This is a genomic window from Micromonospora sp. NPDC048170 (assembly GCF_040652795.1).
In the GTDB taxonomy this organism is placed as follows: Bacteria; Actinomycetota; Actinomycetes; order Mycobacteriales; family Micromonosporaceae; genus Micromonospora.
In genome coordinates this window covers 1-13,115 of the sequence record NZ_JBEZMR010000013.1, presented here as the reverse complement: position 1 = coordinate 13,115, position 13,115 = coordinate 1, and the positions used below count along the sequence as shown (strand labels likewise).

General features: G+C 73.2%; 11 protein-coding genes. 8 read left to right on the top strand and 3 right to left on the bottom strand.

The genetic code is table 11. From position 1 onward, the window contains the following. Positions 1 to 61 precede the first annotated feature (61 nt). Together AB0D32_RS18250 and AB0D32_RS18245 are read left to right on the top strand one after the other, a co-directional pair. Complete coding sequence (locus AB0D32_RS18250) at positions 62 to 349, top strand: hypothetical protein (protein ID WP_357091362.1); 288 nt, start codon at positions 62 to 64, stop codon at positions 347 to 349. Beyond that, positions 336 to 743: a DUF5130 family protein gene (locus AB0D32_RS18245; protein WP_357091104.1), complete on the top strand. Its 408-nt coding sequence runs from the start codon at positions 336 to 338 to the stop codon at positions 741 to 743. The genes AB0D32_RS18250 and AB0D32_RS18245 overlap by 14 nt, the downstream gene beginning before the upstream one ends. A gap of 198 nt (positions 744 to 941) precedes the next feature. On the opposite strand, the gene pepN is transcribed toward AB0D32_RS18245, so the two are convergent. Then, positions 942 to 3,491 (bottom strand): aminopeptidase N, encoded by a 2,550-nt coding sequence (pepN, locus tag AB0D32_RS18240; protein ID WP_357091102.1) that lies wholly within the window; start codon positions 3,489 to 3,491, stop codon positions 942 to 944. A 211-nt stretch (positions 3,492 to 3,702) separates the two neighbouring features. Here pepN and AB0D32_RS18235 point away from each other — a divergent pair, with 211 nt between their 5' ends. The 4 genes from AB0D32_RS18235 (at position 3,703) to AB0D32_RS18220 (ending at position 6,823) form a co-directional block, all read left to right on the top strand. Then, positions 3,703 to 4,326 carry a disulfide bond formation protein DsbA gene (locus AB0D32_RS18235; protein ID WP_357091100.1) on the top strand — a complete coding sequence of 208 codons (624 nt, stop codon included), beginning with the start codon at positions 3,703 to 3,705 and terminating at the stop codon, positions 4,324 to 4,326. 225 nt (positions 4,327 to 4,551) lie between these two features. Further along, positions 4,552 to 4,992, top strand: a complete 441-nt coding sequence (locus AB0D32_RS18230; RefSeq protein ID WP_357091098.1) for a hypothetical protein — start codon at positions 4,552 to 4,554, stop codon at positions 4,990 to 4,992. 92 nt (positions 4,993 to 5,084) lie between these two features. Further along, positions 5,085 to 6,284 carry a DUF1015 family protein gene (locus tag AB0D32_RS18225; RefSeq protein WP_357091096.1) on the top strand — a complete coding sequence of 400 codons (1,200 nt, stop codon included), beginning with the start codon at positions 5,085 to 5,087 and terminating at the stop codon, positions 6,282 to 6,284. Between the two features lie 71 nt (positions 6,285 to 6,355). Then, positions 6,356 to 6,823 carry a ribose-5-phosphate isomerase gene (locus tag AB0D32_RS18220; protein ID WP_357091094.1) on the top strand — a complete coding sequence of 156 codons (468 nt, stop codon included), beginning with the start codon at positions 6,356 to 6,358 and terminating at the stop codon, positions 6,821 to 6,823. 371 nt (positions 6,824 to 7,194) lie between these two features. Here AB0D32_RS18220 and AB0D32_RS18215 read toward each other — a convergent pair whose 3' ends face one another. Next, positions 7,195 to 7,515 carry a hypothetical protein gene (locus AB0D32_RS18215; RefSeq protein ID WP_357091092.1) on the bottom strand — a complete coding sequence of 107 codons (321 nt, stop codon included), beginning with the start codon at positions 7,513 to 7,515 and terminating at the stop codon, positions 7,195 to 7,197. 340 nt (positions 7,516 to 7,855) lie between these two features. On the opposite strand from AB0D32_RS18215, the gene AB0D32_RS18210 reads away from it, so the two are divergent. Beyond that, complete coding sequence (locus AB0D32_RS18210) at positions 7,856 to 8,401, top strand: hypothetical protein (protein ID WP_357091090.1); 546 nt, start codon at positions 7,856 to 7,858, stop codon at positions 8,399 to 8,401. 367 nt (positions 8,402 to 8,768) lie between these two features. Next, positions 8,769 to 9,566: a serine protease gene (locus AB0D32_RS18205; RefSeq protein ID WP_357091088.1), complete on the top strand. Its 798-nt coding sequence runs from the start codon at positions 8,769 to 8,771 to the stop codon at positions 9,564 to 9,566. 282 nt (positions 9,567 to 9,848) lie between these two features. On the opposite strand, the gene AB0D32_RS18200 is transcribed toward AB0D32_RS18205, so the two are convergent. Continuing rightward, on the bottom strand, positions 9,849 to 13,115 hold a 3,267-nt coding region (locus AB0D32_RS18200), incomplete at its 5' end, for an SDR family NAD(P)-dependent oxidoreductase (RefSeq protein ID WP_357091086.1).

Below are 13,115 nucleotides of genomic sequence, written 5' to 3'. Positions count from 1 at the left end.
CCCGGATCCTTGAGGTCTCTTCTTCCGCCTGGGGGCGTTGGGATTGTCTGTAACCGAGACGTTGCTGGTTTTCGTCGGCATCCCGGCGGCCGCGGTGCTGGTGATCGCCGGCCTGGCCTACGCCGGCAGCAGTGGTGACGGTGGTGGCGGCGCCAAGCGCTACCGGCCGGGCCGGTCCTTCGACTTCACTCCGGTCTGGTTCGTGGGCCGGCCGGAGCAGCTGGCCGACTCGGCCGGCACCGCCCTGGCAGCGGGCGCGCAGGCGCCGGCGCTGACCAGCCACAAGCTCGAGCGGGCCGGCGTCGAGGCGCCGGCCGGTGGAACCGGAGGCGCAAGTGACCGTTGGTGAGAAGCAGGCGGGGGCGCAGAACCCGCCCGAGGTGCTCGACGGGCCGTTCTCGACCCGCCAGTTGCTGCGCATCGACGAGGCCCTGCGTCTGGCCGACCAGGGCACGGGCCTGGTCTTCTCGGTGTTCGTCGGCGGGCTCGACGAGCCGATCCGGGAGCACGCCGAGCGGCTGCACCACCAGCTCGCCGAGCCCGACCGGTCGATCCTGATCGCGGTGTCGCCCAACCAGCGGCAGCTGGAGATCGTCACCGGCCGGCACGCCCGCAAGCGCATCCCCGACACGTACGCCCGGCTCGCCGCGCTCTCCATGGTGGCGGCCTTCGGCGGCGGCGACCTGGCCGGCGGCATCATCAACGGCCTCGACCAGCTCGCCAGCCACGCCGGCAAGGGCTGAGCCCGCACACCTCGTAACCTCGCACCGAAGCCCGGTCCGCATGGCGGACCGGGCTTCGTCGTGTGTGCTGCCGAGGCGGGAGATCGCGGAACGGAGCGGCCCCGGACAGGGCCCGCGCGCCAGGATCTCGCTGCTGCGGGCCGCGAGGGCCGGCGCGGGCTCGCGCCCACGCCGGCCCTCGCGACGCGTACCGTCCGGTCAGGCGCTGCGGGCGTCCCGCTCGCGGGCGCGGAGGGCGCGGAGGACGCCGTCGCGGCCCTCGGCCACCAGCCGGCGCAGCGACGTCGGGTGGCCCTCGCCGGCCAGCCACGCGTCGGTGGCCGCCACCGTGTCGTCGTCCACCAGGTACGCCGGGTACGCCAGCTGCGCGAACTCCTGCGCCGGCTCGCTGTCCCGGTTGCCCCAGACCTGGTCGACCACGGCGAAGTACTTCTCCCGGTAGGGCACGAGCAGCTCCATCTGCGCCGCGTGGGTGAAGCCCTGCAACAGCGCCCGGTTACGCCAGTTCGGCAGCGACTCCGGGCCGGTCAGCTCGGCCCAGACGGCGGCCTTGTTCTCCGCCGTCGGCACCAGCGCGTGCGCCTGCGCGGCCTCCCGCTCGCCGCTGGCCGTCCGGTCCCCGGCCAGCTCGGCCTCGATCTCGGCGACCCCGGCCGCGCCGTTGGCGACCAGCTCGGCCAGCACGGCCCAGCGCAGCTCGGTGTCGATGGCCAGGCCGGCCGGGACGTCGTTGCCGGCCAGCCAGCCACGCAGGGTGGCCAGGTCCTCGGCGGAGCGGGCCGCCGAGGCGTACGCACGGGCCCAGGTGAGCTGGAATCCGCTGCCCGGCTCCGCCGCCGCCACCGCCGTCCGCGCGGTGCGGGCCAGCTCCGCCCAGCCGGTCGGCGCCCAGGCCGGGTCGGCGTAGAAGGTGAGCGCCGTGGTGGCCTGGCGCAGGGTGGCGTTGACCAGGTTGATGTCGGTCTCGGCGGGCAGCCCGGCCAGCACCAGCGCCAGGTAGTCGCGGGCGGCCAGCTCGGAGTCGCGGGTCATGTCCCACGCGGCGGTCCAGCACAGCGCGCGGGCCAGCGACGACTCGAAGCCGGCGATGTGCTGCACCACGTTGGCCATCGACCCCTCGTCGAGGCGCAGCTTGGTGTACGTGAGGTCGTCGTCGTTGAGCAGCAGCACGTCGGCGGCGGGCACGCCGTGCAGGGCGGTCAGCTCGGTCCGCTCACCGGTGACGTCGACCTCGTACCGCTCGCGGCGGACCAGCCGGCCGTCGGTCAGGTCGTAGAGGCCCACCCCGATCCGGTGCGTACGCAGCGTCGGGTGCCCGGCGGGCGCCTCCTGGAGGACCACCACCCGCTCGTAGTTGCCGTCCGCGCCGACCGTCAGCTCCGGCCGCAGGGTGTTGACCTGCGCCGTCTCCAGCCACTGGGCGGCGAACTTGCGCAGCTCCCGGCCGGACGCCGCCTCCAGCTCGGTGAGCAGGTCGTCGAAGGTGGCGTTGCCCCAGGCGTGCTTGGCGAAGTAGGCCCGCAGACCGGCCAGGAACGGCTCCTCGCCGACGTACGCGACCAACTGCTTGAGCACGCTCGCGCCCTTGGCGTAGGTGATGCCGTCGAAGTTGACCTCGACCGCCTCCAGGTCCGGCATCTCGCAGTAGACCGGGTGGGTGGAGGAGAGCTGGTCCTGCCGGTAGCCCCAGTTCTTCCGGATGGACAGGAACGTCGTCCATGCCTCGCGGAACCGGGTGGCGTGGGTGTTGCACCAGTGGCTGGCCCACTCGGCGAACGACTCGTTCAGCCACAGGTCGTTCCACCAGCGCATGGTGACCAGGTCACCGAACCACATGTGCGCCAGCTCGTGCAGGATCGTGTTCGCCCGCTGCTCGTACTCGTAGTCGGTGACCTGCGAGCGGAAGATGTAGTGCGACTCGGCGTGCGTGACGCAGCCGAAGTTCTCCATCGCGCCGGCGTTGAAGTCGGGCACCCACAGCTGGTCGTACTTGGGGAGCGGGTAGCGCACGCCGAACTGCTCGTGGAAGAAGTCGAAGCCCTGCTTGGTGACCAGGAAGAGGTCGTCCGAGTCGAGGTGCTGCGCCATCGAGGCCCGGCAGAACGCGCCCAGGTCGATGCCGTCGTGACTGTCCCGCACCTCGTGGTACGGCCCCGCGCAGAGGGCGGTGATGTAGGTGCTCATCCGCACCGACGTGGCGAGGTGGACCGTCTTCAGCCCCTCGCCCGCCGCCTCCTCCCGCTCCACCGGCATGTTCGAGACCACCTTCCAGTGGTCCGGGACGGTGGCGTGCCAGGTGTAGACGCTCTTCAGGTCGGGCTGGTCGAAGCAGGCGAAGACCCGTTGGGCGTCGGCCGTCTCGAACTGGCTGTAGAGGTAGGTCTCGCCGTCGACCGGGTCGACGGTGCGGTGCAGGCCCTGCCCGCTGTTCGAGTACGCGAAGTCCGCCTCGACGACCAGCGTGTTCTCGCTGTCCAGTCCCGACAGCGTCAGGCCCTTCTCGGCAGACCAGTCGCTCAGGTCCACCGGCGCGCCGTTCAGCGTGGCGGACCGCACGGAGTCGGCGGCCAGCTCGATGAAGGTGCTCGCGCCGGGCTCCAGGCAGCGGAACCGGACCTCGGTGGTCGAGCGGAAGGTGCGAGCCTCGGCTGCCCGCACGGCGGACGAGAGATCCAGACTGATGTCGTATCCGGTCACGTCGAGCAGGCGGGCCCGCTCGGTGGCCTCGACCTGCGTCAGGTTGCGCACTCCCGGCACTTTTCGTCTCCATCCCGTTTCGCCGCACGCCCTGTTGGCGCCGTCATCGACCGCTCGTGACGGCCGGATTCGAGTCTTCCATGCACGAACACTCCGTGGTGGGCGAGGTCACGCTCTCATTCCCCTGCCCGCGGGCAGTTGCCGGGGTGAGGATCGGGCAAGGCGCCGGGAGGCCGGCGCACCCGTCGTGAAGGGACCAACCGTGAGCGAGCGCGCCGCCGTAGACATGTGGTTCGACCCCCTCTGCCCGTGGGCGTGGATCACCTCTCGATGGCTGCTGGAGGTCGAGCAGGTCAGGGACGTGGACATCCGGTTCCGTGTGATGAGTCTGGCGGTGCTCAACGAGGGCCGGGAGCTGCCCGAGCCGTATCAGGAGCTGATGCGGACCGGCTGGGGCCCGGTGCGGATCTGCATCGCGGTGGAACAGCGGTACGGCCAGGACGCCGTCCGGAAGCTGTACACCGCGCTCGGCACCCGGATCCACCTCGGGCAGGAGAAGCTCGGACCAAAGCTGTTCACGGCCGCGCTGGCCGACGTCGGGCTCGACCCGGCGCTGGCCGACGTCGCCGAGGACACCGGCCACGACGAGGCGCTGCGGGCCAGCCACGAGGCCGGGATGCGTCCGGTCGGCACCGACGTCGGGACCCCGGTGATCCACGCCCCCGGCCCGGACGGCGGCACGGTCGCCTTCTTCGGCCCGGTGATCACCCCGGCACCGAAGGGCGAGGCCGCCGGCCGGCTCTGGGACGGCGTCCTGCTGGTCGCCGCCACCCCCGGCTTCTACGAGCTGAAGCGCTCCCGCGACCGCGACCCGATCTTCGACTGACAAGACCCCACCCCTCAGACCTTCTCCCGTCGATCAAGAGGTTCGGGTCAGGTGCGGTCGCTGATTCCTGACCAAACCTCTTGATCGACGGGTGAGGGCGGCCCGGGGTGGGGGTGGGGTGGGCGGGCGGGGTGGCGTCACCGGGGTGGCGGCGGGATCGTTGGCCCCGGTGTCCGCCGCAGCGACCCGCAGGGCCGCACCCCGCAGCTCGTGGAGGCAATCCCGATGGCCAAGCACCGTGCGTCCGGTGACGATCCGTCGACCCGGAAGGGGGTGACCGAGCGCCCGGACACGGCGTACTGGTCGGTCGACGACTCCCCCTGGCAAACGGTCCGCCCCGACCTTCCCGACCACATGGTGGACCTGCTCGCCCCGCCGATCGTGGTCGGCGTAGCCCGCGTGCCGGTCACCTGCCGGCTCACCCCTCCGCCCGACCTCCGGCCCACCGCGCCGCCTGACGCCCGGCCAACTGCGCCGGCCGATGTTCGGCCGACCGCGCCGGCCGATCCCCGGCCCGCCCTGGACGATCCACGGTCCGTCGTCCCGGCCGGGTACCGGAGGACCGTGCCCGCCGGACCGGGTTCGCCGGGCCGTCGACCGGCGGGGGCCACCGCGCCGGGCGGTCGGCACCGACAGGCGGCGGGACGCCCCGACCGCACCTCCTGAGCCCGGCGCCCGCCCCCGGTGGCTCTTTCATCTGGTGGACCCGTGCGGGTCCCGCGCCGACGGAGTTCGGCTCGCCGGTAGCGTCTTGGCACATGACGGTCGTGCATCCGATCGCCCGGGCCTGGATCACCACTGGCGGCACCGGCGCGCAGAACTACGACGAGTTCGCCGACGACGCGGAGATCACCGCGATCATCGAGGAGAACCCGCATAGTGCCCTCGGCATCGAGATGCCGCACCGGGCGCCGGAGAGCCTGGGGAAGTCCTTCCTCGACGCCCTGCCGGACGCGGTCACCCGCCTCGCCGAGGCCAAGGCCGACGGCAGCTACACCCCCGCCGAGCAGGTCGTGGTCCTCTACCGGATCAGCGCGCCGGAGGAGGAGAACGCGTACGGGCTTTGGGCCATGACCGACACCGACCAGATCTCCACCCGGGCCGACGAGCCCGGTCTGGTCATCCGCAACGAGGACGTCTTCATCGCCAAGGTGCGGGAGCGGGTGGCCCTCGCCGAGGCGCTGGGCCACCTGCTGTCGCCCGTACTCCTGCTGCAGGCCGGGCGCGGCGACGAGCTGCACGCCGCCCTCGCGGCGGCGACCGACGCGGCCGGGGCGCCAGCGGCGACCGACACCGACCAGGCCGGGCGCACCCACGCCATCTGGCTGCTCGGGCCGGGCCCGCGCCAGGACGAGCTGACCGCCCTGGCCGGCGGCGGCGAGCTGGTCGTGGCCGACGGCAACCATCGGAGCCTGGCCGCGCAGACCGGTGGGCTGCCGCGCTTCCTGTCGGTGATCACCACCCCGGCGTCGGTGGCGATCCAGCCCTACAACCGGCTGGTCAGCGAGCTGGCCACCACCGCCGACGACCTGCTCGCCCGGCTCCGCGCCGCAGGCGCGGAGATCAGCCCGATCGACGGCCCGGTCGAGGTCCCGGCGGCCGGCGGCACCGTCCACCTCCGCCTTCCCGACCAGGGGTACGCGGTCAGCCTGCCGCACGTCGGCGAGAACCGGCTGGAGAACCTGGACCACGCCCTGGTCGAGCGGCTGCTGCTGCGCGAGGCGCTCGGGCTCGACCCGGGCGACAAGCGGATCACCTACGTCGGCGGCGACTACCCGGCGAGCTGGCTGACCGGCGAGGTCGACGCGGGCCGGGCCGAGCTCGCGGTGCTGGTCGCCCCGGTGACGGTGGACGACTTCGTGGCGGTCAACCTGGCGCGGGAGAAGATGCCGCGCAAGAGCACCTGGTTCACCCCGAAGGCGCGCGGCGGCCTGGTGGTCGCCGAGCTGTCCCACTGAGCTGTGACCAATCCGCCTCCGGGGCGCCGCCCGCGCGTCGCCCCGGAGACGCGCCTGACAGACTGCGCGGTATGCGCGTCTACCTGGGATCCGACCACGCCGGTTTCGAGTTGAAGGTGCACCTGGTCAACCACCTGACCAAGGAGGGGTACGACGTCGTCGACGTCGGCCCGCACGCCTACGACCCGGACGACGACTACCCGGCCTTCTGCCTGCACACCGGTGACCGGGTGGTGGCTGACAGCGGCACCCTCGGGGTGGTCATCGGCGGCTCGGGCAACGGCGAACAGATCGCCGCGAACAAGGTGGCCGGCGTCCGGGCGGCCCTCGCCTGGAACATCGACACCGCCCAACTGGCCCGCGAGCACAACGACGCGAACGTCGTGGCGGTCGGCGCCCGCCAGCACACGCTGGACGAGGCGACCGCCATCGTCGAGGCGTTCCTGACCACCCCGTTCTCGGGCAACGAGCGGCACGCCCGCCGGATCGCCCAGGTTGCCGACTACGAGGGCACCCGCCAGCTCCCCACGCTTCCCTGACCGTCCCGGCTGGTCGGGCTCGCGGTTCGCCTGCCCGACCGCCCTGGTCGCCTGGTTTCCTTGGTCGCCCGGCCGGTTTGGCTGCCCGGCCGGTTTGGCTGCCCGGCCGGTTTGGCTGCCCGGCCGGGTCGGCCTGACTGCTGGGCCGCGATGGTCGGACACCCGCCCTCGCCACAGGAAACCCGGAGGCCGGGTCGCCCTGGCTGTCGGGCCCGCTTGGCGCCCAACTCAACCGCCCGGACTGCTCGTCCTACCCCGACTCGACGCCCTTGGCACCCGCACCGGGTCGTCGGCGTAGATCTTGGACGATTCATGCCCAAGATAGGGGCCATTTTCCGCCAAGATCTGCTGGTGCTGGGTTGGGGGTTGGGTCAGCGGCGGGGGAGGTCCTCGCGGGGGGTCCAGTTGCGGCGGATGATCACCACACGCTCCTCGGCCTCGGCCAGATCCTCGTCCGTGGGGCGGGCGGCGTCGCGGGCTCGCATCGCGGCGGTCACGCTCACCTGGGATGAGCCGGGGCCGACGAGACCACGTAGACCCCGATCGCCCTCGTCACCCGGGCCACCCCGGCGACCGCGTGGCTGCTCGGGGCCGTCGTGCACCCCGGTGGTCGTCGAGTTCGGAGTCCCCGTCCCACCCGTGTCGCCGCTCGGGTGCCGTAGCCGGCGCCGGCGCCGCTCCGCGTCTCCCATCAGCCGACCGTACCGTCCCGCCCCGATCGACGCCGGCCCGTCCGTCGCGGTGATGGCCGGCGCAGAGCGGGCTTCGGTCGAGCGGTCGGTGTCAACTCGTCGTCGCCGTCGACTGGCTGCGGGCCTTCAGGGCGGGTGGGTCCCGGTGGACAGCCGGACGATGGGGTGACCTCGATCACGATGAGGCGATCATGCGGGTCAGACCGGCCGGATCGACCCCGCTGGGGCCAGGGACAGGGGCCCTCGCCCCGGTGCCGGCCTCGGCGACCGATTTGCCGGCTGGCTACCCTCGGAACGGACGGCGTCGGTGGTCGCCGTCGGGTCCAGGGGAGGGGACGAGATGGTCGACCAGACGCAGCCGTGGGCCGAGCGGACCGTCGAGGTGCCGCCGCAGCCCGGTGCGGGGGTGCCGCCGCAGCGCGACGCGTTCCAGCGGGGGGTGGCCTCGGTCGGGCAGTCCCGTGCGCCGCGCACCGAGCCGTTTCCGGTCGTCGAGCACGAGCCGACGGGTACGGGGTGGCCGGACGGGCCGGTGCCGCGTCGGCCGCTCAGTTGGCATGTCGAGCAGTTGAAGCGCGGCGGCGAGTGGAGTGCCGCCGGCGCGCTCTTCGCCTTCGTCTGCTGGGGGATCTGGGCCATCTCGGGCGGAGGCGATCTCGCCGGACCGCTGCTGATCTTCCTGCTGAGCCTGTTGGTGGCCGTCGGCCTCTTCGCGTTGGCCCGGCTGCTCGGTCGGCTGGTGCTGGAGCGGCAGTTGGGCCGGGTACGGCGCAGCGCGCGCGGGGCGCACCTGGTGACGGCGATCTTCCTGGCAGGCCTCGGGATCGCCTACCTCCAGCAGACCGAGTGGGTCGTGTCGGCCTGGAACTGGATCAGCGGCAACTGACCGTACGCCCGGGCGGGCCGGCCTGCGCCGCCCGCCCGCGCGTCCGGTCGCGGCGTCTCGCGACCTCCGGTCGTTCCACCAGGTTGCCGGCTGCTTACCCGGCCGGCCGCAGTTCATCCGCGCCCGGCCGGAGCTGATCCACAGGTCAGGGCTTCCTGGCCGGGCCCTCCGCCTCCGCCTTCGGGAAGGGCATCCGTCGGCCGGTCTTCGAGGCCGGGCTGCCTGGCGTGTGAGGCCCCGGTCGGCTGCGGTATGACCGACGCGGGATGTGTCAAGGCATTGCTAATCATCGATATATATCCATAGGCTCCCGCCATCGGTTGCCGGCGCGTCGCCTCGGCGCGCCGCGGAGGTTCGGGAGGCTCCCATGGTCCGTTGGCGCACACTCGTCGGCCGGTTGGCCGCCGCGTTGGTGGCGGTCACCGCAGGCTCGTTCGTCCTGGCCGTTCCGGCCTCCGCCAAGCCCGGGCCCGAGGTGACCCCGTACGTCGTCGGCGGGACGCTCGCCGCGCAGGGGGAGTTCCCGTTCATGGTGCGGCTCTCCATGGGCTGCGGCGGTTCGCTCTACAGCCCGAACCTGGTGCTGACGGCCGCGCACTGCGTCGGCAGGACCGGCGCGAACACCGGCATCACGGCCACGCTCGGCGTGGTGGACCTTCAGTCGTCGAGCCGGATCCAGGTGCGCTCGAACTACGTCTACCGGGCGCCCGGCTACAACGGCAACGGCAAGGACTGGGCCCTGATCCGGCTCGCCACGCCGGTCACCACGCTCCCGACGCTGAAGATCGCCACCAGCACCGAGTACGACAACGGCACCTTCACCGTCGCCGGGTGGGGTGCCACCCGCGAGGGCGGCGCGCAGCAGCGCTACCTGCGCAAGGCGACCGTACCGTTCGTCAGTGACGCCACCTGCAACTCCTACTACGGCGGCCAGATCATCGCGAGCGAGGAGATCTGCGCCGGCTACGCCAGCGGCGGCATCGACACCTGCCAGGGGGACTCGGGCGGCCCGATGTTCCGGCGGGACGCGAGCAACGCCTGGATCCAGGTCGGGATCGTGAGCTGGGGCAACGGCTGTGCCCGGCCCTCCTACCCCGGCGTCTACGCGCAGGTGAGCACCTTCGCCCCGGCGATCGCCTCGGCGGCGGCGAGCCTCGGCGGCTGAGCCGAACCGCCCCCCGGGGGCCCGGCCGGCTCGTCCGGCCGGGCCCCCGGCGCGCGTGCTCCGGCTGGCCCTAGGCCGTTCCCGGTCCGGGCGGTGGGGCCGTTCCCGGTCCCGGCGGTGGGCCTTTCCGGTCGGGACTGTTTCCGGTCCGGGTCGATTGCGGCCCCGGCGGGCGTCTCGTGCGTCCCGCGAACGGACAGGAGCGGACCTCGCGCAGGTCGAGCGGCCAACCCCCACCCCGGTCGTGCGTCGGGGTGGGGGCTGGCCGTGGCTCGCCCGGGGTCAGACGTTGTCCAGCTCGCTGTCCAGGATGTCGAACAGGTCGTCCGCCGTGACCGAGGCGAGGTCCGTGGCCTCGGCCGGGCTGGACTTGTCGCGCCACCTGGTCAGCAGCCGTTGCAGGGCCGCGGCGATGTCCGTCTCCGCCGTCTGCGCCGCGTCCACCAACTCCAGCGTCGCCTCCACCCTGGCGATGCCGTCGACGAGAGTGCGCAGGTTGAGCTGTGCCTGGTTGCCGCCCAGCTCCCCGATCAGGTGCTCCACGAGCGCCGCAGGCGTGGGGTGGTCGAACGTCAGTGTCGCCGGCAGGCGCAGGCCGGTGGCCTGGTTGAGCCGGTTGCGCAGCTCCACCGCCGTCAGCGAGTCGAAGCCCAGCTGCTTGAACGCCTGGTCCGCCCGGACGCTCTCCACCGAGCCGTGGGCCAGCACCGAGGCGACGTTCGTGCGTACCAGCTCCAGCAGCGCCTCGCGCTGCTCCGGCTCGGCGAGGCCGGCCAGCCGGCGTGACAGCGGCACTGCGGGGCCCGCCGGGGTGGCGCGGCGGGGGCGGGTGAAGGAACGCAGGGGTGGCGGTGCCGTCGTGCTGGTGCGCAGGGTGGTCATGTTCAGCTTGATCGGGACCAGGCACGGTTCGTCCGTCCGGCAGGCCGCGTCGAACAGGGCGAGCCCCTCCTCGACGGTGTGCGCCAGCACGCCGTTGCGCCCGATGCGGGCGAGATCGGCCTCGGTCAGCCCACCGGTCATCGCTCCACCGTCCGGAGCCCACAGGCCCCAGGCGAGCGACGTCGCCGTGCGGCCGGACGCCCGACGTCGTGCGGCGAGCGCGTCCAGGAAGGCGTTCGCCGCCGCGTAGTTCGCCTGGCCGGCCGTGCCCAGCACCCCGGTCGCCGAGGAGAACAGTACGAACAGTTCGACGTCGCCGGCCAGCTCGTGCAGGTTGAGCGCGGCGTCGACCTTCGCCCGCAGCACGGCGTCCACCCGTTCCGGCGTGAGCGACTCGATTGTTCCGTCGTCCAGCACGCCCGCCGCGTGTACGACGCCGACCAGGCCGGGCAGGGACGTCAGGAGTTCCGACAGCGCGGCCCGGTCGGCGGCGTCGCAGGCGGCGACCGTGACCCTGGCGCCCAGCGACTCCAGTTCGGCGGTCAGCTCCGCGGCGCCCGGCGCGGCCGGTCCTCGGCGGGAGGTCAGCACGAGGTGCCGCGCGCCGTGCGTGGTGACCAGGTGGCGGGCCAGCGCGGCGCCCAGTGCTCCGGTACCGCCGGTGACGAGCACGGTGCCCGTCGGGTCGAACAGGCGGCGGTCCGAGGCGGCCGCGAACGTCGCGAGCCTCGGCACGGTCGGCACCCCGTCGCGGACGGCCACCTGTGGCTCGCCGGTCGCGACGGCCGCGCCGACGAGGGCCGGATCGTCGGTGTCGACGAGGACGAAGCGGTCCAGGTGCTCGGTCTGGGCGGAGCGGACCAGACCCCAGACCGCCGCGCCGGCCGGGTTCGTGCCGTCGGTGGCGCCCCGGGACACGAACACCAGCGGGGAGCGGTCGCCGGGCAGCCACTCGTGGATCGCCGCGAGCGCGTCGTGCACGGCGGCCCGTACCGCCTCGGCGTCCGTGCCGACCGGGACCTGGAAGACGTCGAAGGCGCCGGCGGGGGCCACGGGCGCGGGTACCGGCAGCCACTCCAACCGGTGCAGCCCGTCCGGACCGGCAGCGGTGCGCAGCTGCTCGACCGTCACCGGGCGCGCGACCAGCGACTCGACCGTGGCCACCGGCATCCCGGTGCCGTCGGCGAGCGTCAGGGCGTACGCGTCCCCGGCGGTGGGCGTGATCCGCACCCGCAGCGCCGTCGCGCCGGTGCTGAACACCCGTACGCCGTGCCAGCTGAACGGGAGGCGCAGCGGGCCGTCGGTCCCGGTGGTCAGGAAGATCGGGTGCAGGGCCGCGTCCAGCAGCGCCGGGTGCAACCCGAAGCGGCCCGCCGGTGCGTCGGCGGGTAGCGCGACCTCCGCGAGCAGTTCGTCGCCCCGACGCCAGGCCGCCACCAGTCCCCGGTACGCGGGCCCGTAGTCGATGCCGAGGTCGGCGACCCGGTCGTACAGGTCGTCGACCGGGGCGGGGACGGCGTCGGCGGGCGGCCATTCACCGGCCCATCCGGTGTCGGGCTCCACGGCGGCGTCGAGCAGGCCGCTCGCGTGCTGCGTCCACGGCTCGCCGTCGGGTGCGTCCTCGCGTCGGGAGTGCACCCGCAGCGGCCGGCGGCCGGACTCGTCGGGTTCCCCGATCTCCACCTGTATCCGCACCGCGCCGTCCGGTGGCAGCACCAGTGGCGCGTGCAGGGTCAGCTCCTCGATGCGGTCGAGGTCGACGTGCTCGGCGGCCCGCCGCGCGAGCTCGACGAACGCGGCGCCGGGGAGCAGGACGGTGTCCAGGACGGCGTGGTCGGCGAGCCAGGGCTGCTCACGCAGGGAGAGCCGTCCGGTGAGGACGGTCCGCTCCGAGTCGGCGAGCCCCAGCACCGCGCCGAGCAGCGGGTGGTCCGCCGTACCGAGCCCGAGCCCGCCCGCGTCGGCGGGGGAGTCGTCGGGGACCAGCCAGTACCGCTGGTGCTGGAACGGGTACGTCGGCAGCTCCACCTCGCGGGCGCCCGCCAGGTACGCGCCGGCGTCGGGGCCGGCCCCGACGGTGAAGAGCTGCCCGACGGTCCTGGCGAGGGTCGCGGTCTCGGACTGCCCGCGGCGCGTGGTGGCGATGGTGGTGGCGTCGCCGGTGGCGGCGGCCGTGGCGAGGACGGTGTCGGGGCCGATTTCGAGGTAGGTGTCGACGTGGTGGTCGTTGGTGAGGGTGGTGATGGCGTCGTGGAAGCGGACGGCCTGGCGGACCTGGTCGACCCAGTGGTCGGCGGTGGGCCGTAGTGGTTGGCCGTCGACGGTGGAGATGAGGGGGATGAGGGGCTCGTGGTGGGTGATGGACGCGGCGATGGCTCGGTAGTCGTCGAGTATGGGGTCCATCAGGTGGGAGTGGAAGGCGTGGGAGACGGTGAGGCGTCGGGTCTTGTGTCCGGCGTGGGCCAGCTTTTCGGCGGCGGTGAGGGTGGCGGTTTCGTCGCCGGAGATGACGAGGTTGGTGGGGGTGTTGATGGCGGCGATGCCGACCTGGTCACTCAGGTACGGGGTGGTCTGGTCTTCGGTGGCGTCGATGGCGATCATGGCGCCGCCGGTGGGTAGGTGTTGCATGAGTCGGGCGCGGGCGGCGACGAGTTTCGCGGCGTCGGT

Coding starts and splice junctions, on each gene's coding strand:
- AB0D32_RS18230 (WP_357091098.1), top strand. CDS start 4,552: ATGGCCAAGCACCGTGCGTCCGGTGACGATCCGTCGACCCGGAAGGGG.
- AB0D32_RS18225 (WP_357091096.1), top strand. CDS start 5,085: ATGACGGTCGTGCATCCGATCGCCCGGGCCTGGATCACCACTGGCGGC.
- AB0D32_RS18220 (WP_357091094.1), top strand. CDS start 6,356: ATGCGCGTCTACCTGGGATCCGACCACGCCGGTTTCGAGTTGAAGGTG.
- AB0D32_RS18215 (WP_357091092.1), bottom strand. CDS start 7,515: ATGGGAGACGCGGAGCGGCGCCGGCGCCGGCTACGGCACCCGAGCGGC.
- AB0D32_RS18210 (WP_357091090.1), top strand. CDS start 7,856: ATGGTCGACCAGACGCAGCCGTGGGCCGAGCGGACCGTCGAGGTGCCG.
- AB0D32_RS18205 (WP_357091088.1), top strand. CDS start 8,769: ATGGTCCGTTGGCGCACACTCGTCGGCCGGTTGGCCGCCGCGTTGGTG.